At 64.8% G+C, this 26,940-nt stretch carries 24 protein-coding genes and 1 tRNA gene; 18 read left to right on the top strand and 7 right to left on the bottom strand.

From position 1 onward, the window contains the following. The first annotated feature begins 10 nt into the window (after positions 1 to 10). The 5 genes from fadD10 to EET13_RS16405 all read left to right on the top strand — a co-directional run bounded on the left by fadD10 (position 11) and on the right by EET13_RS16405 (position 9,917). Positions 11 to 1,603 carry a fatty acid--CoA ligase FadD10 gene (gene fadD10 / locus EET13_RS16425; protein WP_122443281.1) on the top strand — a complete coding sequence of 531 codons (1,593 nt, stop codon included), beginning with the start codon at positions 11 to 13 and terminating at the stop codon, positions 1,601 to 1,603. A gap of 4 nt (positions 1,604 to 1,607) precedes the next feature. Next, positions 1,608 to 1,841, top strand: a complete 234-nt coding sequence (locus tag EET13_RS16420; RefSeq protein WP_122443297.1) for an acyl carrier protein — start codon at positions 1,608 to 1,610, stop codon at positions 1,839 to 1,841. Continuing rightward, positions 1,838 to 6,127, top strand: a complete 4,290-nt coding sequence (locus EET13_RS16415; protein ID WP_244603945.1) for an AMP-binding protein — start codon at positions 1,838 to 1,840, stop codon at positions 6,125 to 6,127. The genes EET13_RS16420 and EET13_RS16415 overlap by 4 nt, the downstream gene beginning before the upstream one ends. Continuing rightward, positions 6,124 to 9,003 carry an MMPL/RND family transporter gene (locus EET13_RS16410; RefSeq protein ID WP_122443280.1) on the top strand — a complete coding sequence of 960 codons (2,880 nt, stop codon included), beginning with the start codon at positions 6,124 to 6,126 and terminating at the stop codon, positions 9,001 to 9,003. The genes EET13_RS16415 and EET13_RS16410 overlap by 4 nt, the downstream gene beginning before the upstream one ends. A gap of 377 nt (positions 9,004 to 9,380) precedes the next feature. After that, positions 9,381 to 9,917, top strand: a complete 537-nt coding sequence (locus tag EET13_RS16405) for an HD domain-containing protein (protein WP_122443279.1) — start codon at positions 9,381 to 9,383, stop codon at positions 9,915 to 9,917. 10 nt (positions 9,918 to 9,927) lie between these two features. On the opposite strand, the gene EET13_RS16400 is transcribed toward EET13_RS16405, so the two are convergent. Both EET13_RS16400 and EET13_RS16395 read right to left on the bottom strand, forming a co-directional pair. Then, positions 9,928 to 10,395 (bottom strand): NUDIX hydrolase, encoded by a 468-nt coding sequence (locus EET13_RS16400; RefSeq protein WP_122443278.1) that lies wholly within the window; start codon positions 10,393 to 10,395, stop codon positions 9,928 to 9,930. Between the two features lie 6 nt (positions 10,396 to 10,401). Further along, the gene (locus EET13_RS16395; RefSeq protein WP_122443277.1) at positions 10,402 to 11,202 is read right to left on the bottom strand and encodes a helix-turn-helix domain-containing protein; all 801 of its coding nucleotides are present in this window, start codon (positions 11,200 to 11,202) and stop codon (positions 10,402 to 10,404) included. Positions 11,203 to 11,456: 254 nt separating this feature from the next. Between EET13_RS16395 and EET13_RS16390 the strand changes: the two genes are divergently transcribed. From EET13_RS16390 to EET13_RS16375, 4 genes are all read left to right on the top strand, one after another. After that, positions 11,457 to 11,798: a hypothetical protein gene (locus EET13_RS16390; RefSeq protein ID WP_122443276.1), complete on the top strand. Its 342-nt coding sequence runs from the start codon at positions 11,457 to 11,459 to the stop codon at positions 11,796 to 11,798. An 84-nt stretch (positions 11,799 to 11,882) separates the two neighbouring features. Next, a complete protein-coding gene (locus EET13_RS16385; protein ID WP_122443275.1) occupies positions 11,883 to 13,328 on the top strand; it encodes an FtsK/SpoIIIE domain-containing protein in 1,446 nt (481 codons plus the stop codon). After that, the gene (locus tag EET13_RS16380; RefSeq protein WP_122443274.1) at positions 13,321 to 14,826 is read left to right on the top strand and encodes a replication initiator; all 1,506 of its coding nucleotides are present in this window, start codon (positions 13,321 to 13,323) and stop codon (positions 14,824 to 14,826) included. The genes EET13_RS16385 and EET13_RS16380 overlap by 8 nt, the downstream gene beginning before the upstream one ends. A gap of 186 nt (positions 14,827 to 15,012) precedes the next feature. Further along, on the top strand, positions 15,013 to 16,659 hold the full coding sequence (locus tag EET13_RS16375) for a recombinase family protein (protein ID WP_122443273.1): 1,647 nt from the start codon (positions 15,013 to 15,015) through the stop codon (positions 16,657 to 16,659). Here EET13_RS16375 and EET13_RS16370 read toward each other — a convergent pair. Further along, positions 16,641 to 16,726 (bottom strand) — tRNA-Leu (locus EET13_RS16370). The two genes, EET13_RS16375 and EET13_RS16370, sit on opposite strands and share 19 nt — an antisense overlap. A 128-nt stretch (positions 16,727 to 16,854) precedes the next feature. On the opposite strand from EET13_RS16370, the gene EET13_RS16365 reads away from it, so the two are divergent. From EET13_RS16365 to EET13_RS16355, 3 genes are read left to right on the top strand one after another with little or no spacing between them, the layout of a single operon-like run. Continuing rightward, positions 16,855 to 18,207, top strand: a complete 1,353-nt coding sequence (locus EET13_RS16365) for a M20/M25/M40 family metallo-hydrolase (protein WP_122443272.1) — start codon at positions 16,855 to 16,857, stop codon at positions 18,205 to 18,207. Positions 18,208 to 18,242: 35 nt separating this feature from the next. Next, positions 18,243 to 18,773, top strand: a complete 531-nt coding sequence (locus tag EET13_RS16360; protein WP_122443295.1) for a YbhB/YbcL family Raf kinase inhibitor-like protein — start codon at positions 18,243 to 18,245, stop codon at positions 18,771 to 18,773. 45 nt (positions 18,774 to 18,818) lie between these two features. Continuing rightward, positions 18,819 to 19,460 (top strand): alpha/beta hydrolase, encoded by a 642-nt coding sequence (locus tag EET13_RS16355; protein WP_122443271.1) that lies wholly within the window; start codon positions 18,819 to 18,821, stop codon positions 19,458 to 19,460. Here EET13_RS16355 and EET13_RS16350 read toward each other — a convergent pair. From EET13_RS16350 to EET13_RS16330, 4 genes are all read right to left on the bottom strand, one after another. Then, on the bottom strand, positions 19,430 to 19,843 hold the full coding sequence (locus tag EET13_RS16350; RefSeq protein WP_122443270.1) for a hypothetical protein: 414 nt from the start codon (positions 19,841 to 19,843) through the stop codon (positions 19,430 to 19,432). The genes EET13_RS16355 and EET13_RS16350 overlap by 31 nt on opposite strands. Before the next feature lie 467 nt (positions 19,844 to 20,310). Next, on the bottom strand, positions 20,311 to 21,381 hold the full coding sequence (locus tag EET13_RS16340; RefSeq protein WP_122443294.1) for a quinone-dependent dihydroorotate dehydrogenase: 1,071 nt from the start codon (positions 21,379 to 21,381) through the stop codon (positions 20,311 to 20,313). A 26-nt stretch (positions 21,382 to 21,407) separates the two neighbouring features. After that, entirely contained in the window at positions 21,408 to 21,614 is a 207-nt protein-coding gene (locus EET13_RS16335) for a DUF5703 family protein (protein WP_122443268.1), read from the bottom strand. Positions 21,615 to 21,667: 53 nt separating this feature from the next. Further along, a complete protein-coding gene (locus tag EET13_RS16330; protein ID WP_425293689.1) occupies positions 21,668 to 22,717 on the bottom strand; it encodes a YncE family protein in 1,050 nt (349 codons plus the stop codon). 132 nt (positions 22,718 to 22,849) lie between these two features. Here EET13_RS16330 and EET13_RS16325 point away from each other — a divergent pair, with 132 nt between their 5' ends. The 6 genes from EET13_RS16325 to EET13_RS16300 all read left to right on the top strand — a co-directional run. Then, positions 22,850 to 23,155, top strand: a complete 306-nt coding sequence (locus EET13_RS16325) for a hypothetical protein (RefSeq protein WP_122443266.1) — start codon at positions 22,850 to 22,852, stop codon at positions 23,153 to 23,155. A 58-nt stretch (positions 23,156 to 23,213) separates the two neighbouring features. Then, a complete protein-coding gene (locus EET13_RS16320; RefSeq protein WP_122443265.1) occupies positions 23,214 to 24,044 on the top strand; it encodes an undecaprenyl-diphosphate phosphatase in 831 nt (276 codons plus the stop codon). Continuing rightward, positions 24,041 to 24,769, top strand: a complete 729-nt coding sequence (locus tag EET13_RS16315; RefSeq protein ID WP_122443264.1) for a histidine phosphatase family protein — start codon at positions 24,041 to 24,043, stop codon at positions 24,767 to 24,769. The genes EET13_RS16320 and EET13_RS16315 overlap by 4 nt, the downstream gene beginning before the upstream one ends. Positions 24,770 to 24,831: 62 nt before the next feature. Further along, the gene (locus EET13_RS16310) at positions 24,832 to 25,419 is read left to right on the top strand and encodes a DUF3090 domain-containing protein (protein WP_023364713.1); all 588 of its coding nucleotides are present in this window, start codon (positions 24,832 to 24,834) and stop codon (positions 25,417 to 25,419) included. Next, positions 25,403 to 26,218 carry an SCO1664 family protein gene (locus tag EET13_RS16305; RefSeq protein ID WP_122443263.1) on the top strand — a complete coding sequence of 272 codons (816 nt, stop codon included), beginning with the start codon at positions 25,403 to 25,405 and terminating at the stop codon, positions 26,216 to 26,218. Before EET13_RS16310 ends, EET13_RS16305 begins: the two co-directional genes overlap by 17 nt. A 182-nt stretch (positions 26,219 to 26,400) precedes the next feature. Beyond that, on the top strand, positions 26,401 to 26,940 hold a 540-nt coding region (locus EET13_RS16300; protein WP_136623175.1), incomplete at its 3' end, for a PE family protein.

Genomic DNA, 26,940 nt, shown 5'->3' with positions numbered 1-26,940 from the left:
ACTTTACGGCATGTCTCACTCACCGCCCACGGTGCTGGAACGGGTCTATGAGCAGGCGCGGCAAAGGCCCGGGTCAATCGCCTTGCGCCGCTGCGACGGCACCAGCGCGCTGCGGTACGGGCAACTCGTCACCGAAACCGAACGGCTTGCCGCGGATCTTCGCGCGCATGCCGTTTCCCTGGGGTCTCGGGTGCTCGTCGTCTCCGACAATGGACCCGAGACCTATCTGTCGGTGCTGAGCTGTGCGAAGCTCGGGGCGATCGCCGTCATGGCGGACGGCAATCTTCCGCCCGCAACCATCGAAAGGTTCTGTCAGATCACTGACCCCACGGCCATTCTCATTACGCCGGGAAGCAAGATAGGACCGTCCTCGCTGCCCGACTCCCTCGGCTCAATACCGACCATCGCAGTCACAATCGCTTCGAGCGCTGGGGAATCTGCTGATCTTCCGGATAGCGACCGGCTGACCGCTGACCCGGGTGACGGCGCTGATGATCCACTGGCGATGATCTTCACCAGCGGCACAACGGGTGAACCAAAGGCCGTGCTGCTCGCCAATCGCACATTTTTTGCGATCCCCGACATTTTGCGAGAAGAGGGGTTGAACTGGGTCACGTGGGTAGACGGCGAAACCACCTATTCTCCGCTGCCGGCTACCCACATCGGCGGATTGTGGTGGATACTCACCTGTTTGATGCGAGGCGGGTTGTGTATTACCGGCGGCGAGAATACGACCTCCCTGTTGGAGATTCTCACCACAAATGAGGTCGCGACGACCTGCCTGGTTCCGACTCTGCTGTCGAAACTGGTTGCCGAATTGAAGTCCGCTGAAGCCACCGTCCCTTCGCTGCGGCTACTTGGATACGGCGGCTCGCGGGCGATCGCGGCCGACGTGTGTTTCATTGAATCTCACGGGGTTCGCACCGCACAGGTTTATGGCCTGAGCGAAACTGGTTGCACAGCTTTGTGTTTACCGACTGATGAAGGCTCGATCGCCAAGATCGAAGCGGGAGCTGTGGGACGCCCGTACCCGGGCGTGGACGTTTATCTGGCCGCCACCGACGAGGGCAGCCCGACCGACGCCGGCGCTCCCCCTTCTGCTTCATTCGGCACGCTGTGGATAAAATCGCCGGCAAACATGTTGGGGTACTGGAACAATCCGGCACGCAGCCAGGAGGTTCTGGTTGACGGATGGGTGAACACCGGCGACCTTCTGGAACACCACGAGGACGGCTTCTTCTACATCAAGGGGCGATCGTCGGAGATGATCATCTCCGGCGGCGTCAACATCGCACCCGACGAAGTCGATCGCATCGCGGAAAGCGTTCCGGGAGTGCGGGATGCCGCCTGTTACGAAATTCCCGACAAGGAGTTTGGGGCGCTGGTGGGTCTGGCCGTGGTCCCGTCAGCCGAGCTCACCGGGTCAGACGCCCGCAGGCTCAAGCAAGCAATCGCGGCTCGTTTTCGTTCTGAGTCGGAGTCGATGGCGCGCCCCTCGACGATCGTCATCGTCGTCGATATTCCACGAACACAGTCCGGCAAGGTCATGCGGGCTTCACTGGCCGCCGCGATAGACGGGTCCGGAGCCGCAGTCCGTGGCTGAAACCGTGAGGGAGAGGGTGTTCGACGCTGTCTGCGAGGTGTTGTACATCGACGAAGCGGATCTCACCGACGGCGACGCGACCGACCTTCGGGACCTCGGGCTGGATTCTGTTCGGTTCGTTCTCCTGATGAAGCAGCTCGGCGTGGACCGCGAGTCCGAATTGCCGTCCCGACTGGCCGAGAATCTCTCGATCGCGGGCTGGGTTCGGGAGCTCGAGAATGCCGGAGCACCTAAGTGACCACGGCAGCACCCAGCCGAGCGGACCGGGTTCCCTTGAGCAGGTCGCAACAGAATCTCTACAACGGAGTGCTGCAGGACAGCGATCCGGCTTTGTATCTGATCGGCAAGAGGTATCGATTCCACCAACTGGAGCTCAAAGAATTCCTGGCCGCCTTGGAGGCCACGGTTCTCACGAACCCGGGGCAACTCTGCGTCCTTGAGGCACCTCCGGCGGCTTCATATCCAGATCTTGTGTTGCAACTGAAGTTCGAGGACATCGTGCGGGTTCGGTCCGACGATCAGTACACCACGGACCGCGGTGACAAAGAACTCAAGCGCCTGTGGTCTTCCGGCATCCTCGGTAAGCCGCTCGTGTGTTACACCGTCCGGACCAACGAAGGCGGCCGGGTGTCAGGCCTCGATGTGTACACCCACCACATCCTGGTTGACGGGGGCGCGACAGGGATCATCGAAGCCGACCTGGCGGGTTACCTCTCAGCCGAACTTGCATCTGGTGGCTCGGTCGAAACTCCCTGTACTAGAGATGGTTTAGCCAAGTTAGCGGCAGCACACCGCAACGAGACGACGAAGGTCGCAGAATCGCTGCCGCGTCTCTCCGAGGTCGTGCAGCGTGAGTTAGCCGCTGAGGCGCGCGAGGGGGGGTTCGGCCAACGCCCGAACGAGGCTCCCGGGACCGCAGCCAAGGGGGTCTTGCACGAATCCGCGACGATCTCGGGCGAAGCCTACGACGCGGTCCTACGCCTCTCCGAGGCGAAACAGGTCCCACTGAACGTGCTGGTGGCCGCGGCGGGGGTGGCGGTGGACGCCAGCGTTCGGCAGAGCACCGAGAGCCTGCTAGTTCACGCGGTGGACAACAGGTTTGGCGATCCCGAGCTGAACGTTGCAACATGCCTGGTCAATTCGGTTGCGCACTCGGTCCGATTTGGCCCGCTTGCGTCAGTAGGGGATGTCGTTCGAACGCTTGACCGCGGTTACGTCAAGGCAGTAAGACGGCGGTGGCTTCGCGAAGAGCATTACCGCCGGATGTATTTGGCGATCAACCGGACAGCACACGTCGAGGCGGTGACCTTCAATTTCATCCGAGAGCCGTGCGCGCCCGCCCTTCGTCCTTTCCTGTCGGAAGCGCCGGTCGCGACCGATATCGGCCCGGTAGAGGGCATGACCGTCGCATCTGTCCTGAACGAAGAGCAGCGCGTACTCAACCTGGCCATCTGGAACAGAGCAGACCTGCCCCAGAGCAAGACTCACCCCCGGATCGCGGAACGCATCGCTGCGGCGCTGAGATCGATGGCGACGATGTGGGATCGGCCGATCGCCGCAACCGTCAACGAGTGGTTCAAGATCCACCAAGACGGCACGCGCCGCCCCGGCGACTCGGCACCCGAGCCGGAGCGACCGCCGACGTCGAGAGCGTGGTTCCTGGACCCCGCGGGGGGTGTGCAGCGATTCCTGGAACGGCGCCGCTACGTCTACCCCTGGGTTGTCCGGTTGGTGCGAGACGGTGCTGCGCCGGGTGACGTCGTGGTGTTCGTCGACGACAACACCGCGAAGACGATCGATCTTCTGATCGCGTGTCATCTCGCGGGTTGCGGCTATAGCGTCTGCGACAGGGCCGACGAAATTCCGTTGCGGGCGAAAGCAATTGCCGAGCATGCCGATGGCGTATCGGCACATGTCATCGACGCGGCCACTGCCGTGCTCGCTGAGGCCCTCGATGACGAGCTGCGGGAGCTGGTTGCTGGGCGCCTCGAACAGGTGAGACACGACGTCCACCTCGCCTGCAAGACGGCTTACATCATGCCGACCTCGGGAACGACCGGGCAGCCCAAGCTCGTCCGAATCATGCACGGATCGCTCGCACTTTTCTGTGACGCGGTCAGACGTGCCTACGGATGGCAGCCGAACGACACGCTCCTGCAATGCGCGCCCCTGACGTCGGATATCAGCGTCGAGGAGATCTTCGGCGGCGCGCTCTGCGGATCGGCGGTCGTGCGGTCGGCCGCCGTGAGGACCGGCGACCTCGCCGCTCTCGCACACGATCTCTTCGCCGAGGGGCCGACGGTCATCGATCTGCCCACCGCCGTGTGGCATCTGTTGTGCGAGGACGGCGACGCCATTGATGCGATGCGCCGCTCGCGCCTGCGGCAGATTGTCGTCGGTGGCGAAGCGATCCGCTCTGCTGCCGTCGACAAGTGGATCGACTCTGGTATTTCACAAGCGATCTCACTTGTCTCGACCTATGGTCCGACCGAGACGACGGTCGTCGTCAGCTACCTGCCGATCGTCTGCGATGGCGCGAGCCTTACCGGCAGCGCTCGACGCAGGCTGGGCCGGCCGCTGGTGCCGAATACGGTGTTCACCGCTTTTGGCGAAGTCGTCGTCATTGGCGACCTGGTCTCCTCCGGGTATCTCGGGCTCGACGACCGCAGCTTTGGCACGATAACCACCGTCGACGGCTCTCAACGCCGCGCATTTGCCACCGCCGACCGGGTAACCGTCGACGACGCTGGTTTCCCAGTGTTCTCCGGTCGCAAGGACGCCATCGTCAAGATCTCCGGCAAGCGCGTGGACACCGCTGATGTGACCAGGCGCATCGCCGAGGACAGCGCCATCTCCGATCTCGCCGTCGAGCTTCACCACGGCCGTCTCGGTGTGTGGTTCGAAACCCAGCAGACCCGCGAAGGCCGTGAGGATACCGCGGTGGCCGCACAGATCAGGCTTATTCTCGTGAGCTTAAGGGTGCCTTCGTTTTTCGTTGTCGGCGCACCTCATATCCCCCGGAAGCCCAACGGGAAGGTCGATAGCGACAACCTGCGGGCAATGCCCCAGTCCACTGATGCTGTGCCAAACGACGCCGAAACGGACCGGAGGGCCGCCGGTCTCGCTGAGATCTGGAGCCGGCGCCTCGGGCGGACCATCGGGCCAGACTCATCGCTGCTGGGTGAGGGTATCGGCTCGTTGGATCTCACCGGAATCCTGCCCGACACGCGCAGGTATCTGGGTCGGCATCTGTCGATTCTGGACCTCATCGGCGCCGACAGCGCGACCAACCTGGTACGTGACATGGCCGATGGCTCAGGGACTGCCGACGCTTGGATGGACGCTGACACTGCCGCCCAGATAGAGCTCGACCTTGGCTCACTGAGCGGGCGGCGCCCAGCTTGGGAGTCGAGCGTCGAACAGCCATCAGGCAACCCGAGAAAACCGACAAGAACACAGGCAATCGTCGTGCTAGGTGCGTCAGGCATTCTCGGTACCGGATTCGCCGAGGCGATTCTCGACCTGAAACGCACTGGAGTAGTGCGCGCCGATGTTGTCTTGGTCACGAGATCCGATCTCCCCGAACGCAATCCATGGGCGGCTCTCCGGAGCGCTGACGGGGTACGAACAGTAAAGCTCTCTGCCGAATGTGACGCAACCGAAATGGCGGAGCTGTTAGAACACTGTGGCGCCGGGACCGTCATAAACTGCATCGGCAATACCAACGTGGTGGTGCCGTATCGCGAACTTCGTTTGGCGAACGTGGAATTGGTCGCCACGGTCGCGCAGACGTGCGCGAACCGCGGTACGCGACTGGTGCATTTATCGACATCCGTCGTCAATGCCGACGTTGCCGCGCCGCGAGTCACCGATCCCCGCGCGGCGCCGTATCCCTACGCCGCATCCAAGTCGCTCGCCGAGCTGATCGTGGCCGGCTCACCGCATCCACTCGATTTCACCCTCGTGCGCTTGCCCCGGGTACTGGGCGACGAATACCAATTGCGCACCTCCGCTGACATTCTCGTGTCCGTCTTTGACGCGTGTAGCGCGTTACGGGGCTACCCTGCCCTGACATTGACCGAGGAGGTCACCACGGGCCGGGATGCGGCGAAAGCCGTGCTGAGTCTGTTGCCCGAGCTGTCAGGATCAGGCGAACTGGGATGCGGAATTGCCGTAGTGCGCGGTGAGGCGATGTCCTACGGGGAGTTGCTCAGCGGGTGCGGGTTCGACCAGCTCGATGTTGCCGAATGGAAGTATCGACTGGACCAAAGCAACTGGGCGAGGCTGAATCCGGCCAGGTGGGCAGTGCTCGATGCCTGGGTCACCTTGGGGATGAGGCTGGGTGCGCGCTCGTACGCGGAGTACCTGGCGGATTACCCAACAATCGCCCTGGGAGTCGATCGCGTTGCCGAGGTTGCCGCGAAACCGACGGCGGTCCGGGCCCTTTTAACGCGCGGATGTTCCGCCGCTGTAATGGAAGATTCTGTGGCACAAGCTAATAGCAATAGGATCGAGTTCGCGTGAGCGCCGAATCCGCCGACGACACCCGCTCCCAGCGGCCCTTGGTCGCCAGGGTGATCCGCAAATTCGCGGTGCCGATTATCCTGTTCTGGCTGGTAGTCGTCGTCGTCCTCAGTGTTTTCGTCCCGGCCTTGGAAGTGGTTGGCCAAGAACGTTCGGTATCGCTGAGCCCCAAAGACGCGCCGTCACTTGTGGCGTTGAAGCGCATCGGGCACGCCTTTAAGGAAGGCGAAACCGACAGTGTGGTGATGATCGTGTTGGAGGGTGACAAGCCCTTAGGCGATGACGCGCACCGCTTCTACGACGCCATGATTCGCAAGTTGCGCGATGACAAGGCGCACGTACTGAGCATCCAGGACTTCTGGGGGGACCCACTCACGGCGTCGGGCGCGCAAAGCGACGACAGCAAGGCCGCGACCGTGCAGGTGAGTCTCGCCGGTAACCAAGGCGAGCCGCTGGCCAACGAATCCGTCGAAGCGGTCCGCAAAATCGTGGACAACACGCCGCCGCCGCCCGGTGTCAAGGCCTACGTCACCGGGGTGGCAGCGCTCGCCGCGGATCTGAACAAAAGCGGCGACAAATCCATGGCCAAAATCCTCCTGACCACCGTCACGGTGATCTTCATTATGCTGCTCTTCGTCTACCGATCGCCCACCACCGTGATTCTGCTACTTGTCACGGTCGGTTTTGAACTGGTCATTGCGCGCGGAGCCGTCGCGCTGATTGGGCACAGCGGACTCATCGGACTGTCCACCTTCGCAGTCAGCCTGCTCACCTCGTTGGGAATCGCCGCGGGAACGGACTACGGGATCTTCGTCATTGGTCGCTACCAGGAAGCCCGCCACACCGGCGAAGACAGGGAAACGGCCTTCTACACCATGTACCGTGGGACCGCCCACGTCATCCTGGGCTCCGGCCTGACCATCGCCGGGGCAATTTTCTGCCTCAGCTTCGCCCGGATGCCCTACTTTCAAACACTGGGCATTCCATGTGCGGTGGGCATGCTGACCGCCGTCGTGGTCGCCCTGACACTGGGCCCGGCGGTCCTGACCGTGAGCAGCCGATTCGGCCTGTTCGATCCGAAGCGCAAATGGAGCGTCCGGGGCTGGCGGCGGATCGGTACCGCGGTGGTGCGCTGGCCGCTGCCCATCCTCGCCGTCAGCTCCGCCGTGGCCCTCGTAGGCCTGCTCACACTGCCCGGCTACAAACCCAGCTACGACGACCGCGCGTACCTCCCCAAGACCATCCCCGCCAATCAAGGCTTCGCGGCCGCAGACCGCCACTTCTCCCCGGCCCGCCTGACACCAGAGATCCTGATGATCGAGACCAGCCACGACATGCGCAATCCGACCGACTTCCTGGTCTTAGACAGGCTGGCCAAGGGCATCTTCCGGGTCCCGGGGATTTCGCGCGTGCAAGCGATCACCCGGCCCGACGGAACCACGATGGACCACACGTCGATCCCGTTCCAGATGAGCATGCAAAACGCCGGCCAGCTGCTGACCATGAAATACCAGCGCGACCGGATGAACGACATGCTCAAGCAGGCCGACGAGATGAACAAGACGATCGCCACCATGCAACGGATGTACTCCTTGATGCAGCAGCTCGACGCCGTCACCCACCGCATGGTCGGGGACACCGTCGAGATGCAACAAATTACTTCCGAGCTACGCGATGACATCGCGAACTTCGAAGATATGTGGCGGCCCATCCGCAGCTACTTCTATTGGGAGCAGCACTGTTTCGACATTCCAGTTTGCTTTTCGCTTCGGTCCGTCTTCGACACGATCGACGGCGTCGACAAGATCGACGACAAACTCAACACTCTTGTCGGTGACATCAAGCAGCTCGACATGCTGTTGCCGCAGATGCTCGCCCAGTTCCCGCCGATGATCGACACCATGGTGAACATGCGGATCATGATGCTGACCATGCACAGCACCATGTCCGGCATCTTTGATCAGATGGACCAGATGAGCGACAACGCCACGGCCATGGGTCATGCTTTCGACGCGTCCAAGAACGACGATTCGTTCTACCTGCCGCCAGAGGTCTTCAAGAACGCTGACTTCAAACGCGCGATGAATAACTTCTTGTCGCCGGACGGGCACGCGGCGCGCTTCATCATCCTGCATCGCGGGGATCCCGCATCGGCCGAGGGAATCGCGAGCATCAACGCGATACGCACCGCGGCCGAAGAGTCCACCAAGGGAACCCCATTAGAAGACGCGAAGATTTACGTCGCAGGAATCGGGGCTGTCTTCAAGGACATTTCCGAGGGCGCCAAATGGGACCTGGTGATCGCGGGAATCTCCTCGCTGTGCCTCATTTTCATCATCATGCTGATCCTCACCCGCGCGCTGATGGCCGCCGCGGTCATCGTGGGCACTGTGGCGGTCTCGTTGGGCGCCTCCTTCGGGCTCTCGGTGTTGTTCTGGCAGCACATTCTCGGTATTCCGTTGCACTGGTTGGTCATTGCGATGTCGGTCATCGTGCTGTTGGCCGTGGGATCTGACTACAACCTGCTGCTGGTATCCAGGTTCAAACAGGAAATTCACGCTGGGCTCAATACCGGCATCATCCGGTCCATGGGCGGCACCGGCAAGGTCGTGACGAATGCGGGCCTGGTGTTCGCGTTCACCATGGCATCCATGATCGTCAGCGACGTCCGGATGATCGGACAGGTAGGCACCACCATCGGCCTGGGTCTGCTGTTCGACACGCTGATCGTGCGCGCGTTCATGACCCCGTCCATCGCCGCGATCCTGGGACGCTGGTTCTGGTGGCCGATCAGGATGCGCGTTAGGCCCCCCAGGACTCAGATTGTGCCAGCCTCACCCATACCACCGGATCGTTCGCTCGTTTACACCGACTAGCGATGGGCAGGCGCCTTGATAGCAGTAAAGAAAGTTCTCACATCGCAGGTCAGAGGCAGTGGACGCGCGTTGACGCGCCTGCTGTCCGTGACGGCGCGATGCGGCGGCCTTGCGAGGGCGGCTTCGGCTTGTCGTGATGCCGAAGTGCTGAGGCCGTTGGGGTGTGGGCGCGATTGTCGTGGGCATGCCGGTGTAGGGGCGGACGGAGGGCGAAGCGTAGCGAGCGGCGCGGACGGGAGCGTCAGCGGACGGAAGCAGAGGGAGCGTAGCGAAGCCCCAGGTAACCGTCGCTTGGCGTGCTCGCCAGACGTTGCGCTCGGTGTGCGGGCGTCGGCTGTGAGCTGCGCCGTGGCGGTGGGGCTCGTAGGCTTGCGGGTGTGAGCGGGGTTCTGGCGCAGCGTGCACGGCGCGAGGCTGAGGCGCGATTGGCGGGGCAGCCTGGGCGGTTGGCGCATGTGCGGGGTGTGGCGGCGGCGGCACAGCGGATGAGTCGGCGTTTCGATGCAGAGACTGCTGATTGTTTGGTGGCGGCCGCCTGGTTACACGATATCGGGTACGCGCCGTCGGTGCGTCGGGCGGGTTTTCATCCGCTCGATGGCGCGGTGTTTGCCCGGTCTGCGGACTTCGGTGAGCGGGTTGCGTCGTTGGTGGCGTTTCATAGCGGGGCACATTTGGAGGCCTCCGAGCGCGGTCTGCAGGGGTTGTCGGAGTTCAGTGATCCGCCCAGCGACGCTCTGGATGTGTTGACGTTTTGTGATTTGACGACCGGGCCGGACGGGTCGCCGGTTTCAGCAGATGATCGACTGAGCGACGTGTTGGCTCGCTATGGGCCTGGGGATCCGGTGCATCGCGCGGTCGACGCGGGCCGCGAGGAGCTGTTAGCCGCGGTCCGGCGAGTGCGCGACTGGCTGTAACCGCCGTGGGTCAGCCGAGATAGGGACTGTCGCGGTGCTGTAAGTAGTGATCGATGCGCAGTCGCATCGAGGGGTGCATATCCAGGGTGGGGATGTCGTCGGGGTGGGCCCAGGCGATGTCGGTGCTTTCGTGGTCTATGGCCAGATCACCGCCGAGCAGGGTGGTGGTGAAGCACAGGGAGAATTGTTGGCGGACTTCGCCGTCGGTGAACGCCACGACGTGGTGCGGGTTGGTGTAGACGCCGACCAGGGCGGCGACTTCGACGTCGAGACCGGTTTCTTCTTTGACTTCGCGCACGGCGGTGCCTGCGATCGTTTCGCCGATGTCGTGTCCACCGCCGGGTAGCGCCCATAGGGTGTTGTCGCGGCGTTTGATCAACAGAATGCGGCCTTGTTCGTCGGTGACGATGGCCGAGGCGGACGGGACCACGCTGTTGGGCTGGGGAGCGCCGGGGTCGTTGTAGTAGTCGGTGCGCATTGAGGATCAGCCTTTCGCGGGCAGTGGAGTGGCGTTGTCCCAGACACGGGCAAATGCTTGTTCGAAGGTGGCCCAGAGTCGGGGTTCGTGGTGGCGGGACAGCACGAGCACGGGATTGTTGCGTCCCGGTGAGCCATAGATGTGGAAGTTGACGATCATGGTGTCGTCGACCCGGAAGGTTGACGTGTACAGGGTGGTGTCGTGGGTCCGGATGTGCAGCCCCGGTGTGCCGGCGTGCGGAGTGAGCAATTCGACGGAGGTGCGGCAGCGTGCGATGACGGCTTCACCGATGCCTTCTTCCTCACCGCGCAGGATCGTGGTGGCCGTGTCGGGGTCACCGATGAGGAATCGCACCTGAACACCACGGGCGGCGGCGTCGAGCACGGTGTCGAGAAATCCGTCGAGCGTGTCGAACAGGAACGTGGCCGCCAAGACGAGGATGTCGATACCGGTGGTGGCGTCGGCGAAATGCTGCTGCCACTCGGTGATCGGTAATTGCGTGCGGCTGGCATATAGCGTCGCGGTGAACGGCCCGCCCGGGTTTGTCGCCAGCGCGCGTGCGGTAAAGGGTTGGAACTGGTTGGGCCACAGGTCGTGCGGGGTGCAGCCGAGCACGTCGGCGGCGCGGCGTGCGTTATCGTCACGGACGTTGTAGTTGGTGTTGGCTAGCCACCGGCGCACCGTTTTGACGTCTACGCCCACCGCAGTGGCGAACCGCCCATGGGACAGCCCCTTGGCGTGTAGCCGTTGCGTGAGGCGATCGTTGGGGATCACTGCGGTGTCGATGCAACCGTCCTGATCGTCCATCGTCTCAGCACATGTCTTTCGGTGTTGATCCTGTCCATCACTAACGCGTGGTTCCTAGTTTGCCATGGGGCTGGCGCGTCCCCGCAGCGGTGATGTCTGCCTGGTGCCGTCAGCGATGTCCCTGTCGTGTCCGAAATGTCTGGGGCCGTGTCGGCAACGCCTGCAAACGTCGCTCGCAACGTCCGCGGTGTCCACGTGAACTGATTCCAGCGCCTTACCGGGTGCATTCAGATCACGAAAGGAACAGCAGGACAATGCGATTGAGAATTGATACATCCGGGACGCGGTTCATCGTCACGAGGGCTGCCGAGCCGCGGCTGAACTTCGAGACCGGCAGCCCGAAAGTCGACACCGCGACCGGGGTGCCGTTGTATGCAGCGCAGCTGCTGGCGTTGGATGACACCGGCGGCGAAGTGCTCAACGTGACGGTGGCCGGGGATCCGAAAGTGTCGGTGACACAGGCAGTGTCGGTGTCAGGTCTGGTGGCCATTCCGTGGGCTCAAGGTGATCGCAGCGGTGTGGCCTTCCGCGCCGACGCCATCACCTCCACCACGCCCGCGGCTGCGCCCAACGAACAGGCTCGCCCTCAGAAATAACCCGAGTGTTGGGGCGCAGAACCCGTACGGTCGCGCCCCAACACGGGCCTGCTATCAGCGAAACACTCACGGAAGGCACCTGTGATGGCATCAAACAACAAGGACACCAACAACACTGGGTCGACTCATGACGATTGGTTCGAAGACCTCATCCTATCCCTGGCCAAAGCCGCGGGATACCTGCTGTGGTGGTCGATTCTGTTCCCCACCCTCAGCATCCCCATCATCGCCAGCCTGGCGGTAGCCATCACGCACGGCCCACGCCTGGGCCTGATCGCCGTTACTGCGTTTGGTGCCGCGTATGCGGGTTGGGCCTGGCTCGACCCGCGGTCATTTCACGCCTGGGTGACCGAACCGATGCGACACCGCTGGCTGAGCTGGTGGCGCTACACCCGTACTTGGGAATCGGTGTGCAGACTGCACGGACTGACGGCCCGCCTGGGTGAACGCACCCTCGTGCCGACGCTGCAGTCGGTACAGATTGGCAAGACGACCGATGCACTGCAACTGCGGATCGTAAACGGCCAGTGCCTGACTGATTGGCACAAACAAGCCGACGGGCTGGCCGCCGCCTGGCGCGCCGACAGGATCACGATCCGCTCGATGGCGCCTGGAGAGGTGCGGATCACCCTCATGCGCGGCGACGTGCTGGCTGACCCCGTCGACTTACCCATGCCCACATCGACAACCGCAGTGGATTTACGGGCGGTGCGGATCGGGATCACCGAAAACCGCCACTGGTGGCATGTGCCCCTGCTAGGCCACCATGTGCTAATCGCCGGAGCCACCGGGGCCGGCAAAGGCAGCGTGTTGTGGTCACTGATCGCCGGGATCGCCCCCAACGTGAAAACCGGCCTCGTACGGCTGTGTGTCATCGACCCCAAAGGCGGCATGGAACTGGGCGCCGGCGCACCCATGTTCACCGTGTTTACCCACGATGCCAGCGACACCACCGTGCACCTGTTGCGCCAACTGGTGGAGGTAATGCACGCCAGGGCGAACCGGCTGCGCGGCCACACCCGCCTGCACACCCCCACCCCATCCGAACCGCTATTCGTGGTGGTTATCGATGAGATCGCCGCGCTCACCAGCTACGTCACCGACCGCAAAAGCCGCACCGAAATCGAACAACTCCTCGGCCTGCTGCTCTCCCAGGGGCGGGCGGTGGGAATCAGCGTGGTCGCCGCGGTGCAAGACCCAGCAAAAGACACGCTGCCCGTGCGGCAACTGTTTACCGTCCGCATCGGGCTGCGCCTGACCGAAGCCAGCCAAACCACCATGGTTCTCGGGCAAGGTGCACGCGACGCCGGTGCGGAATGCGACCGCATCGCTGACGCCACTCCGGGTGTCGGCTATGTGCTCATCGACGGCAGCGCCCAACCAGTACGGGTGCGGGCCTTCCATGTCACCGACCACCACATCACCACCCTCGCCACCCGGTTCCGCCGGCCTACCGGCCGGCCGAGCAGCAACAGGCAGCTGAGAAACGATGACAGTGGCCAGGCATCGGGTGAGGGCAGCCGTGAATAGCGCCGAGACGCCGGCGCACCTCGCCCTGCCCGGGGTTCCTGACACCGCCGACGCCGCCAACGTGGTGGAGCAGATGGTGCGCCGCGCGTCCTCAATGGGATTCGAATCGTGGTGGCGGCGCGTGGAATCCGTTGGCTTCTGCGCCCACCCCATTCAACTCACGGGTACAGACGAGTTCGGCCGCGATCGGGTGGTGTGGACACGGTGTAATAACCGCCGCGCCCAGATCTGCCCGTCGTGCTCAGACCTGTACGCGCGCGACACGTGGCAACTCGTGCACGCTGGCACCGCCGGCGGCCACCACGGCATCCCCGAAGCAGTGGCGGATCGCCCGCAAGTGTTCGTCACTCTGACCGCACCCAGTTACGGGCCGGTCCACACCACCTCACGTGCAGGCGACAAGCGCCTGCGAGTGTGCCGCGACCACCAAGGGACTGGCGGCTACCGCCGCTGCCCGCATGGAAAACCACTGTGGTGCAGCACAACCCACGGAGAAGGTGACATCCACGTGGGACAGCCGATCTGCGCGGACTGCTATGACTACACCGGGCATGTGCTCTTCACCTGGAACATGCCAGAACTGTGGCGACGCTTCACCATCACCCTGCGACGCACGCTGCGCCGCCAGCTACGCGCCTCGGGCGCCGACCCGGATGCGGTGCGGGTCAGCTTCATCAAAGTCGTCGAGCTGCAAGCCCGGCTCGTCCCGCATATTCATGCCCTGATCCGCCTCGACCCGCACGACAGCGATAACTGCGGTGGTCAGGAGTGGCACGCGCCCCTCACGGCCACGGAACTGGCCACCATCATTCAGCAGGCCGCTCGAACCGTGGCCGTGACGGTCACCGACTCATCCTCAGATACAGCGACACGGGTGATTAGGTTTGGCACACAAGTCGACACCCAACCCATTGAGAACCGGCACGCTGGCACGGACAGCCTTGCTGTGCAGGAGGATCCACCACACGGCCGGGCGCTGCCAGGCCGCCGCGTAGCTCGCTACCTCGCGAAATACGTCACCAAATCCCTAGCTGACGTCGGGATCAGCGCGCGTCGCATCTCGACCGAGGCCATTGTCGACCTGGATGTGTCCGATCACGTCCGGGCGATCCTGACCACCATCAGCCAACTCGCCGATAGGGGACTCGCCGGTGTCGGCCGGTGGCTGCACACCCTGGGTTTCCGAGGCCACATCACCAGCAAATCCCGCCGCTACTCCACCACGATGACCGCGCTACGCGAACATCGCGCGACCTGGACACGTGAACAACGTCTGAAAAGCACTGCACACCAACATGGTTTCGGCTTCAACTCCATCGATGGCGATGATCTGGTGGTGTGGGATTTTGACCGTGCCGGCCTCACCAGCCTCGGCGACTGCACCCTGGTGAACTCCGCGGCTCTCCGACGCATGGAAACCCGCCGGATCGGACTGATGGAAGTCCGTGGCCAAGCCGGCAACCAACGATGGGATTCGCCAGGGGGCAGCGGTGGCTGACAGATCCCGAACAGCACATGCCCGGTCCGAGCGCGACGCTCGAATCGATGCGCCGACGATGTCAGAGGGGGATGTTGAAATTGTCGTGGCCGACCACTATCGACTTCCGCGCGAGGCCAACAGCGCGCTGGTACACGTGATAATGGCTGTGCGGGACCGGATGCTGGGATCAGGGAGGGGAGTGGCGTGAGCCTGAGGTTCGCCTTCTATGGCCGAGTGAGCACGGAGGACGCTCAAGACCCGGAGGCGAGCCGCAGCTGGCAGAAGCGGCGTGCCATGGACCTGATCGCCCCGCACGGCGGAGTCCTGGCCGCTGACTACTTCGATGTGGGACAAAGCCGTTCGCTGCCGTGGAAGCGCAGGCCGGAGGCATCACGTCTGCTTGCTGATGTCGCTCGTCGGGACCGTAGCTTTGATGCCGTAGTGATCGGGGAACCCGCCCGTGCGTTCTACGGGCCGCAGTTCGCGCTCACCTTCCCTGTCCTCACGCACTACGGCGTCGGCCTGTGGGTACCCGAGGTCGGCGGAGCAGTCGATCCCGGCTCCGAGGCACACGACCTGGTGATGACTTTGTTCGGCGGCATGAGCAAGGGAGAGCGCGCGCGAATCCAGATCCGCGTCCGTACGGCGATGTCAGCACTCGCGCAGGACACGTCGAGATACCTCGGTGGTCGACCACCCTATGGTTACCGGCTCGTCGATGCCGGCCCGCACCCAAATCCTGCCAAGGCCAATCTTGGGCAGCGGCTTCACCGCCTCGAGCCTGACCCTGCGACATCTTCGGTCGTCGAGCGGATCTACCGCATGTACGCCGACGGAGCGGGCCTGCGCTACATTGCGCAACAGCTCACCGACGATGGCGTGCCGTCACCGAGCCAGTACGACCCGGCGTGGAATCGTCATCGTGACCCGCGAGGATGTTCCCATTCGGCGATCCGGGCGATACTCGACAACCCGGCGTACCGCGGTATTCGTGTTTGGGGCAAGCAGGAGAAGTACGAGGTCCTGGTCAACCCCAACGATGTCGCGGCGGGGTATGAGACCCGGATGCGGTGGCGTGATGAGGCCGACTGGATCGCACCAGACCGCAGCACGCACGAAGCGCTGATTCCCGATGAACTGGTGCAGGCTGTTCGTCTTCGGACGCAGGCACGGCGTGGTCCCGGTCTCGTGTGCACCAGAGAATCGACGGTGCCGTATGCGCTGCGTGGGCTGCTGTTCTGTGCCGCGTGTGGCCGGCGGATGCAGGGCGCCGCTCGCGTCGGGAAACGAACGACCCGCATCCTCTATCGCTGCGAGCTGGGCAAGTCGCGTTCTGTACCTGTGGACCTGAGTCACCATCCGCGCACCGTCTACCTCCGTGAAGAGGAGGTGACAGCGCGACTTGACGAATGGATCGCCACCCTGGCGGATCCGGAAGACCTAGCACGCGGGCAGGACGTGGACCCGGCAGCCGGTACTGGCTACGCCGCTCTGCAGCGCCAGCTTCGCGAGGCGAATGCCAAGGTTGCTGCTTTGGTTGCTGCCGTGGAGTCTGGCGTGGCCGTGGAGGACTTGACCGCCGCATTGCGTCGCCGCACCGCCGAGCGCGACGAGCTGAAGGACCGTCTTGAGCAAGCGGTGCGGCCGCGCGTCATGTCTGCCGCGCAGATCAGCGAATTGGTCGAGGAACTTGGTGGGCTGTCAGCCGTGCTCGGTGCGGCGACCGGTGCGGAACGCGCCGAGGTGTACGCGAGCCTGGGACTCCGCCTTGACTACGATCCGCATCTGCGACGGGTCAAGGCGACGGCCGACCTGAGTCGTGTCGCCGGATGTGTCCGAGGGGGGACTTGAACCCCCACGCCCATTAGTAGGGCACTAGCACCTCAAGCTAGCGCGTCTGCCATTCCGCCACTCGGACAAAACCACTCGCATGAGTTGGCAGCTAAGGCTATCCGATTGGCTCACCTCAGCCCAACCGGGCTCGCGCCTTGGGCCGGTGAATCCGGATGCGCGGGGCACCTCAGGGGCGTCCGGCATTGCTCGACAGTGGTAGGAAAGGTGACTGTGACAGGTGCGGGCGATGACGTAGCCGAGGTGGTCAGCAGGTTGATTCGGTTCGACACCACCAACACCGGTGAACCGGACACCACCACAGGCGAGGCCGAGTGCGCGCACTGGGTGGCCGAACAGCTCGCCGAGGCCGGCTACGAGCCGGAATATGTGGAATCCGGTGCGCCCGGCCGCGGCAACGTGTTCGCCCGGCTGGCCGGCCCAAAGGGGCAGGCCGGTTCCCGGGGTGCACTGCTGATCCACGGGCATCTGGACGTGGTGCCGGCCGAACCGGCCGATTGGAGCGTGCACCCGTTTTCCGGTGCGATCGAAGACGGTTATGTATGGGGCCGCGGCGCGGTCGACATGAAGAACATGATCGGCATGATGATCGTGGTCGCCCGGCATTTCCGGCGCGCTGGCATCGTGCCGCCGCGCGACCTGGTCTTCGCGTTCGTGGCCGACGAGGAGCACGGCGGCAAGTACGGCGCGCAATGGCTGGTGGACAACCGTCCCGATCTGTTCGACGGTGTCAGCGAAGCGATCGGTGAAGTCGGCGGGTTTTCCCTGACCGTGCCGACCCGCGACGGCGGTGACCGCCGCCTGTATCTGATCGAAACGGCCGAGAAGGGCATCCAGTGGATGCGCCTGACAGCACGGGGCCGCGCCGGGCACGGCTCGATGGTGCACGACCACAATGCGGTCACCGCCGTCGCCGAAGCCGTCGCCCGGTTGGGCCGGCACCAATTCCCGCTGGTGTGCACCGACACCGTCGCCGAGTTTCTGGCCGCCGTCAGCGACGAGACCGGCCTCATCTTCGACACCGATTCGCCGGACCTAGACGGGGCGATCGACAAACTCGGCCCGATGGCCCGCATGCTCAAGGCGGTGCTGCACGACACCGCGAACCCGACCATGCTCAAGGCCGGGTACAAAGCCAACGTCGTCCCCGCGACCGCGGAGGCGGTGGTGGACTGCCGCGTGCTGCCCGGCCGGCAGGCGGCGTTCGAGGCCGAGGTGGACGAGCTGATCGGGCCGGACGTCACCCGGGAATGGATTCGGGACCTGCCGTCCTATGAGACCAGCTTCGACGGCGATCTGGTCGACGCCATGAACGCTGCGGTGCTGGCGGTCGATCCCGACGCCCGCATTGTGCCGTACATGCTTTCCGGCGGTACCGACGCAAAGGCCTTCGCGCGGTTGGGCATTCGCTGTTTCGGCTTCAGCCCGCTGCGGCTGCCGCCGGACCTGGATTTCACCTCACTGTTCCACGGTGTCGACGAGCGGGTACCCATCGATGCGCTGCGGTTCGGCACCGAGGTGCTGACACGTTTCTTGACCCACTGCTGATGTTGAGTGAGCCCGACAACCCGAAAGGACCGAGCATGACCACACCGCCCGACCCGTACGCCGCACTGCCCGAGCTGCCGTCCTTCAGCCTGACCTCGGACTCGGTGACCAACGCCCAGCCGCTGCGTACCGCACAGGTCAGCGGAATCATGGGCGCGGGCGGACAGGACGCCAGCCCGCAACTGAGCTGGTCGGGCTTTCCGCAGGAGACGCGCAGCTTCGCGGTCACCGTCTACGACCCCGATGCCCCGACGTTGTCCGGGTTCTGGCACTGGGCGGTGGCCAACCTGCCGGCCGAGGTGACCGAGCTGCCCGAAGATGCCGGCGACGGCAAAGAGCTGCCCGGCGGCGCACTGACACTGGTCAACGACGCCGGTATGCGCCGCTATGTCGGCGCCGCGCCGCCGCCCGGGCACGGTGTGCACCGTTACTACGTGGCGGTGCATGCGGTGGACGTCGAGAAACTGGACTTGAGCCAAGACGCCAGCCCGGCGTTTCTCGGTTTCAACTTGTTCCAGCACGCGATTGCACGGGCGGTCATCTACGGCACCTACCAACAGACCTGAGAATGAAGGCACGGACATCCCAGTCCGTTCCCGCCTCGGCTCCGAATGACAGGTGTGCCCCCACGTCGTTTCGCCGCGCGTTCCTGTGTTCTCGTCCTGCCGGGCGGCAAGGTCCGCAGCGACGACGCATCCAGGTGGTGGCAGCTGGCCAACCTGAGGATGATGTTCCTCACCCGAGCGTTGCGGCGTCGGCTGGGGCGCGACGTGCACGTGCGACGCGTTCAGTACCGCGTGCGCGGCTGGAACAGTCCGCGCTTGGATGCCGTTCGCGACGGCTTGGCGGCGCTCGACGATGTGCGACAGCGGCTTGCACCCCAACACGTGGTGTTGGTGGGCCATTCGATGGGCGGCCGCGTTGCGGCGCAGCTGTCCGGTCGAGGTGACGTCGAGGCAGTGGTGGCCCTGGCGCCGTGGTGGATAGGCGGTGACGGCGACGTGGTCCCTGCGCGGACCCGGCTCCTGGTCCTGCACGGCACCGCCGACAGGTGGACCGACCCGCGCAGTTCACGTACTCAGGTCACTCGAGCCCGCCGCCGAGGAGTGGATGCCCAGTGGGTGGGAATCCGCGGCGCAGGTCATTACATGGTGCGCCATTGGAGTCAGTGGCATTGGCGCACAACGGATTTCGTTGCGGAATATCTGTTGGACGGGCCGCGCTACAGCCCGGGCAAGCAGAACGGGAAATAGCAGGGGCTACCCGGAGGCTGAGCCTTCATGACCAGGTCGACCAGCTTGACAACGGCCATGCTCAGCATCGCTTGCACCTCCGGCTGCTGATCCGCAGGCAGATTACGAGTATCCCGGTCCACGACCGTGACCTGCTGCTGTAACTGGGCTACGCGCTGCTGACGCTGCTGCGGCGTGAGGCCGTCCCAGTTATCGTCCAGGTCGGAAATTTGCTGCAGCAGCTCTTGCACCTCCGACCTGGGGTCGGGTTCCACACGGGGGGCCGGCTGCAGCGGATGGACCTGGATTGGCAAGGGGCGAGCCGCCACCTCAGCATGGGCAGGAGCAACTGCCAGCAGCGTGCTGGCCAGCAGACCAGCCACCGCGATCGTTCTGATTTTCATGGGGGTTCGTTTCCGTCGGTGTGGGGCGTCGTCGTGGCAATGACATACCGGCCGCACAGCTACCGATCCCAACATTCGACGATTGTCCTGCGGCGCAGGATCGTCACCCGAGGAAGCGACTCAGCACCGGATCGGCATGGCAATGAATGTCCGGCGGATGTGGTGGGCAGGATGATGGCATGTTCCACCGCCGCGTGAATCCTGTTGTACGTCAAGGAATCGTCATTGCCCTGCGGCGGATCGCCGGTCTCCGGGCGCTGAGGGCGGTCACGGCCGCGGGCGCGCGCCAGGGTCGTCCCCGACGGCGGTATGTCTGCGCACGCCGACAGTTCTCCGGGACTGATCTGCGGCCGTCGAACCGAACGGCGCAACTTGGCGAGCGCCACCGCGGATGTGCCGCGAAGTCACGATTGCGCGCCCCGTGTCGGCAAATCGTCACGCCAGGGCTGCCGGACCTAACCGGGCGGTTAGCCGGCTTTCCGGGCAGCCGAGCCCACGGCGTCAGCCAGCGAGGCAAACCCGCCATCATGCATCCGGCGGGCGATGCCGTCGTGAATGTGCTTGGCCCATAAGCCGCCGCCGTAGATGAACCCGGTATAGCCCTGCAGCAGCGTCGCGCCGGCAGTGATGCGTTCCCATGCGTCGTCAACGGTCTCGATACCGCCCACGCTGATCAACACCAGACGATCACCGACCCGGTGTTGAAGCCGCCGCAACACCTCGACAGCGCGCGCTGCCACCGGCGGTCCGGAAATGCCGCCGGCGCCCAGCCCGTCGACCCCGGGGGTCGCCAGGCCGGCGCGCGACACCGTGGTATTCGTCGCGACGATGCCGGCGAGGCCCAGCTCCACGGCCAGGTCGGCGATGTCGTCGATGTCGGAGTCGGAGAGCTCCGGCGCGATCTTGACCAGCACCGGGGTTGAGGTTTCGGCCAGCACGGCGGCCAGGATTGGCCGCAGCGACTCCACCGCCTGCAAATCCCGCAGTCCGGGTGTGTTCGGCGAACTGACGTTGACCACCAGGTAGGCGGCCAGCGGACCGACCAGCCGTGCACTTGCGCGGTAGTCGTCAACCGCGTCGCCTGGCAGCGTCGTCTTGCTCTTGCCGATGTTGACCCCGATTGGAACGTCGGGGCGATGCCTGGTGAGCCGAATGGCGAGGGCCCCGGCGCCGTGGTTGTTGAACCCCATCCGGTTGAGTAGGGCACGGTCGGCGGGCAACCGGAACATGCGCGGCGGCGGGTTTCCGGGCTGCGGATGCGCGGTGACGGTGCCCACCTCGGCATAGCCGAATCCCAACGCGCCCCAGGTGTCCAGCCCGGTGCCGTCCTTGTCGAACCCCGCGGCCAACCCCAGCGGACCGGCAAAGCGCACCCCGAACACCGTGCTGGCCAGCACCGGATCCGTCGGACCCAGCCATCGGCGAAGCATCCGGCGCACCGGCGCAACGGCGGTGACGGCACGCAGCACGGCGAATGCGAAAGTGTGGGCCCGCTCGGGCGGGAGGAGGAACAGCAGCCGCCGCACCAGGCCGTATATCCAATCCTGGCGCCGGTCGCCGGCCGTCACGGTTCCGGCTGATCGGACGACGCGTTTTCCAGACGAAACTTCTTGCGGCGCAACAACACCCGTCTGCTGCCGTCCGTGTAGAGGCGCACCCGCGTCAGTTCCCAGCCGCGATACTCGGCCTCGATGGACAATCGGGTGGACGCGCTGAGTCTGGTCACGTCCGGCGGCAGGCGCAGCGGCGCCCACTCATATTCGTCCGACATGTCGGCATCCCAGCCCGTAGGTAGCCGGCTCCATCTCGACGCGGGCCGGCCTTTCACGGGGTACCCGCCGCGTGCTCGATGGCCTGGACCCCGGCGCCCGACCCCGACACCACGTACAAGGTGCCCGACGCGTCGTCGAAGGCCAGCGAGTTGGGCTGCTGCACGGTTGGGTAACGCACCTTTTCCACGGGTATTCCGGTGGACAGATCGTAACCAATGACGACGTTGGCTGCGGTTTGGGATACCCAGGCCAACTCGGGTGAGCCCGCCAGCCCGTACGGGGCCTGTCGCACCGGGTAGGCCTGGCGCAGGATCAGCGGATCGACACCGTACACCAGCAGTTGGCCGCCGCGCGTATCGGCGACCAGCACCAGGCCCAGCGGATCGGCGGCCAGCGTGGTGGCGCCTTCTCCGGCCCGCAGCGCCTGCCGGACGCGACCGTCCGCCCCGACCGCCGTCACCGAAGTCTGCCCGCGATCCAGGACGACGGTGGTGTTTCCCTGTGTCACAAGCGAATCGACGCGTGCGAAGATCTTGATGCGGTTGGCTGTCCGGGCAGTGCCGGAACTCGGGGAATCCAGGATGTGTACCGCGCCTTCGGCGCTGCCCAGCACCAGCTTGCCGTCGGCGCGACGCGCGATCGCGGTGAATTCGACGCCCGCGGCGTCGGCAACACCGACCTGCCCGATGCTGCCGGCGGACAGGTCGACCACAAAGTAACCCCCTCGGGTGGCCAGGTAGGCCATGCCGTGGCCGTCGCAGGTCAACGCCGTCGCGGGCGCGGGCAGCGTGATCACGCGGGCCGGAGTCCGGGGACCGTCGAACACAGTGATGCCGGATGGCGCCGACGCATCGGCGCCCGGGGTAAGGACCGCCAGCCGGCGAATGCCGTTGTCGTATACGGCCGCAAGCGGCTGGCCGCTCAGCGGACGAATCACCCCCGCCGGGGCCTGCGATACCGGCGGAGACACGGCCGGCTGCGCGGGCTGGATTGTGGGCGGCGCGGTGTGCAGTGGATTCGACGAACAACCCGTCACCACCGTCAGCAAAGCGATAGCACCCCAAAGAAAGCGCTGAGCTGCTTGCTTAGTCGCTATCAGCAACTACTCGTCCTCCGAACGTCGAGCGTGGGTTCCACAGTCTAGGGCAACGTCGACTATCCAAACGGCGTCCGATCTGGCCATGTTGCCCACGAAAAGCGGTGCTTGAGAGTTCTGGAGAGGTATTGTCGCGGCATGACCGTCACCGCTGACCGGCATGTCGCAAACAAGCATTTTGCGATCGAAGACATGTCGACGGGCATCTTCGCCAGCGGTTATGGACAAGTCGGCGACGGACGCACTTTTTCCTTCCATATCGAACACCGGTCGCTTGTCGTCGAAATCTACCGACCCCGCCTGACGGTACCGGTTCCGCAAGCCGAAGACGTCGTCGCGCGGTCGGTACGCAGTCTGGTCGACATCGACGTCACCGACGAGCGCAGCCTGGCAGCCGCGGTGCGCGACTCCGTCGCCCAGGCCGTACCCGTTTCGCGCCAGTAGCACCCGATACGCTCGTGCCGTACCAGGTACGGTCGTCGTCGTGTCTGCGGTTGCGGCGATGTCCTGGTGGCAAGTCATTTCATTGGCGGTTGGGCAAGGTTTGACCGAGTTCCTGCCGGTGTCATCCTCGGGGCATCTGGCGATCATGTCGCGGATCTTCTTCAGTGACGACGCCGGCGCCTCGTTCACCGCGGTCACTCAGTTGGGCACCGAAGCCGCCGTGCTGGTGTACTTCGCCCGCGACATCGTGCGGATTTTGCGCGCTTGGCTAGCCGGTCTGGTGGTCAAGTCGCATCGCACCGCCGACTATCGGCTGGGCTGGTACGTCATCATCGGGACCATCCCGATCTGCATTCTGGGGTTGTTCTTCAAAGACGAGATTCGTTCCGGGGTCCGCAACCTGTGGGTGGTGGCCACAGCCATGGTGGTGTTCTCGGGGGTGATCGCCCTGGCGGAATACCTGGGTCGGCAGGGCCGTCACGTCGAGCAGCTGACCTGGCGCGACGCCCTGGTGGTCGGCATCGCCCAGACGCTGGCGCTGGTCCCGGGCGTCTCGCGGTCCGGGTCGACCATCAGCGCGGGCCTGTTCCTCGGTCTCGACCGCGAGCTCGCTGCCCGGTTCGGCTTCCTGCTGGCCATCCCCGCGGTGTTCGCCTCCGGGTTGTTCTCCTTGCCTGATGCCTTCCACCCGGTGTCTGAGGGCATGAGCGCCACCGGGCCGCAGCTGCTGGTGGCCACCCTGATCGCGTTCGTGGTGGGCCTGTCGGCGGTGGCCTGGTTCCTGCATTTCCTGTTGCGGCACAACATGTACTGGTTCGTGGGTTATCGGATCGTGGTCGGAGTGGCGGTGCTGATCCTGCTGGCAACCGGGACGGTGGCCGCGACATGACCGTCATCCTGTTGCGCCACGGCCGTTCCACCTCGAACACCGCCGGCATCCTGGCCGGTCGCTCCGAGGGCGTCAACCTCGACGACAAGGGGCAGGAGCAGGCGGCCGGGCTGATCGACCGGTTCGGTGACTTACCGGTCCGGGCGGTGGTGTCGTCGCCGCTGCTGCGTTGCCGCGCCACCGTCGAACAGCTGGCTGACGCGCTGTGTCTGGAACTGTTCGTCGATGACCGGCTCGCCGAGGTCGACTACGGCGACTGGACCGGCCGCAAGATCACCGAGCTGATCAACGAGCCGTTGTGGCGGGTGGTTCAGGCGCATCCCAGCGCTGCGGTGTTTCCTGGCGGCGAAGGTCTGGCGCAGGTGCAGGCCCGCGCGGTCGCCGCGGTGCGCGAGCACGACCGGCGGCTGGCTCTGGAATTCGGGGGCGACGCGTTATGGCTGGCCTGCACCCACGGCGACGTCATCAAGGCCGTGATCGCCGATGCCTACGGGATGCATCTGGACAGCTTTCAACGGGTCACCGCCGACCCCGCCTCGGCAAGTGTGATCCGCTACACCGAGTTGCGGCCCTACGTGCTGCACGTCAACCACACCGGAGCGCGGTTGTCGGCCGGGCTACGTGCGGCACCTACGCCCACAGCGGAGCCTGGCGGCGGGCAGCCGGCGGCGCAGGACGCTGAGGTGCCTTCCGGCGATGCGGTAGTGGGCGGGTCTACCGATTAGCCCGGCCGGCCTGCGCAGGCCTGGTCGATCGGGAGGCGTCTGCACGGTATTTTGGAGGTGCCATGGCGCGCGCAATTCACGTATTCCGCACACCCGACCGCTTCGTCGCCGGGACCGTTGGCCAGCCCGGAAACCGCACGTTCTACATTCAGGCGGCCCATGACGACCGCGTGGTGTCGGTGGTCTTGGAGAAGCAGCAAGTCGCTGTGCTCGCCGAACGCATCGGCGCGCTGCTGCTAGAGGTGAACCGCCGGTTCGGCACGCCGGTGCCCCCGGAGCCCGCCGAGGTTGAGGACCTCAACCCGTTGATCATGCCCGTGGACGCCGAATTTCGGGTCGGGACGATGGGATTGGGCTGGGATTCGGAGGCCCAGACGGTGGTCGTCGAGCTGTTGGCCGTCACCGACGCGGAGTTCGACGCTTCGGTGGTGCTCGACGACACCGACGAAGGGCCCGACGCGGTACGGGTGTTCCTGACCCCGGAGTCGGCGCGGCAGTTCGCTACCCGGTCAAACCGGGTCATCTCCGCGGGCCGTCCGCCGTGCCCGCTATGTCAAGAACCGCTGGACCCACAGGGACATATCTGCGCACGGACCAACGGCTACCGGCGCGACCTGCTGTTCGGGTCTGACGATGAACCCGAGCAATGACGACTGTGAGGTATTGCGCGACGGCGAGCTGACCGTTCTGGGACGCATCCGCTCGGCGAGCAACGCGACATACCTGTGTGAGTCGACGCTGAGCGGCGACACCGTCCACTGCGTTTACAAACCGGTGGCAGGCGAGCAGCCGTTGTGGGATTTTCCCGACGGGACGTTGGCCGGTCGGGAACTCAGCACCTACCTGGTGTCGGCACGGTTGGGCTGGAAGATCGTGCCCTACACCGTCATTCGTGACGGACCGGCGGGGCCGGGCATGTTGCAGCTGTGGGTGCGGCAACCCGGTGATTCCTTGGACGCCGATGCGCGTCCCGGCCCGGATTTGGTCGACCTGTTTCCCACCGGCAAGCCGCAGCCGGGCTATCTGCCCGTATTGCGCGCCTACGACTACGCCGGCGACGAGGTCGTCTTGATGCACGCCGACGACGACCGGTTGCGGCGGATGGCGGTGTTCGATGTCCTGGTCAACAACGCCGACCGTAAGGGCGGCCACATCCTGTGCGGCATCGACGGCGGGGTGTATGGCGTCGACCATGGCGTGTGCATGCATGTCCAGGACAAGCTTCGCACCGTGCTGTGGGGGTGGGCGGGCAAGCCGATCGACGACCCCACGCTGGAGTCCATCGCCAGACTCGCCGATGACCTGCGCGGGTCACTCGCCGATGAGCTGCGCGTCCACATCACCAGCGCCGAGATCACCGCGCTGCGGCGGCGGGCGCGCGCCCTGCTGGACACTCCAGTGATGCCCGGACCCAACCGGCATCGTCCGATTCCCTGGCCGGCGTTCTAGCGGGTCCGTTGGCCAGGTTCGCTGGGCGCTGGTCCCCGACGTGCACCGCCGGAAAGCATCACCCGATTTGTCCGGACGCAGCAGGACCTGGGCTGAAAACGCGCTCGCGGTGTTGTGATGCATGGAATTATCAGCACCGTCACTTCTGTTGCGGTCAGTACATGGCCGGTTGAGAGGCTGCGATGTCATACCTGATCGCGATACCCGAGATGCTGGCGGCGGCGGCGGCCGATGTGACGGCTATCGGCTCGTCGGTCGGTACGGCCAATTCGACGGCGGCGGCCTCGACCACCACGATGCTGGCCGCCGCCGAAGACGAGGTATCGACGGCGATTGCCTCGCTGTTTTCTAGCCATGCCCAGAAATATCAGACGCTGAGCCGACAAGCGGCGCTGTTCCACACCCAGTTCGTGCAGGCATTGACGGGGGCAGGCAATGCCTATGCGGCAGCCGAAGCGGCCAGTGCCCATCCGTTGCAGGCGCTGCTGGACGACATGCTGGCGGTGATCAATGCGCCGACCAACTTTCTGTTGGGGCGTCCGCTGATAGGCAACGGTAGTGACGGGGGGCCGGGATCCGGCGCCAAGGGCGGGGCCGGCGGCATCTTGGTGGGCAACGGCGGCAACGGCGGGTCGGGTGCGCCGGGACAGGCTGGTGGGGACGGCGGTGCTGCGGGCCTGCTCGGTATCGGCGGTGCCGGCGGGGCCGGAGGGGTCGGCGGG

The sequence above is a fragment of the Mycobacterium attenuatum genome, from assembly GCF_900566085.1.
Taxonomy (GTDB): Bacteria; Actinomycetota; Actinomycetes; order Mycobacteriales; family Mycobacteriaceae; genus Mycobacterium; species Mycobacterium attenuatum.
Note: the sequence above shows the minus strand (reverse complement) of the source record. Positions and strands in the feature narration are given on the sequence as shown.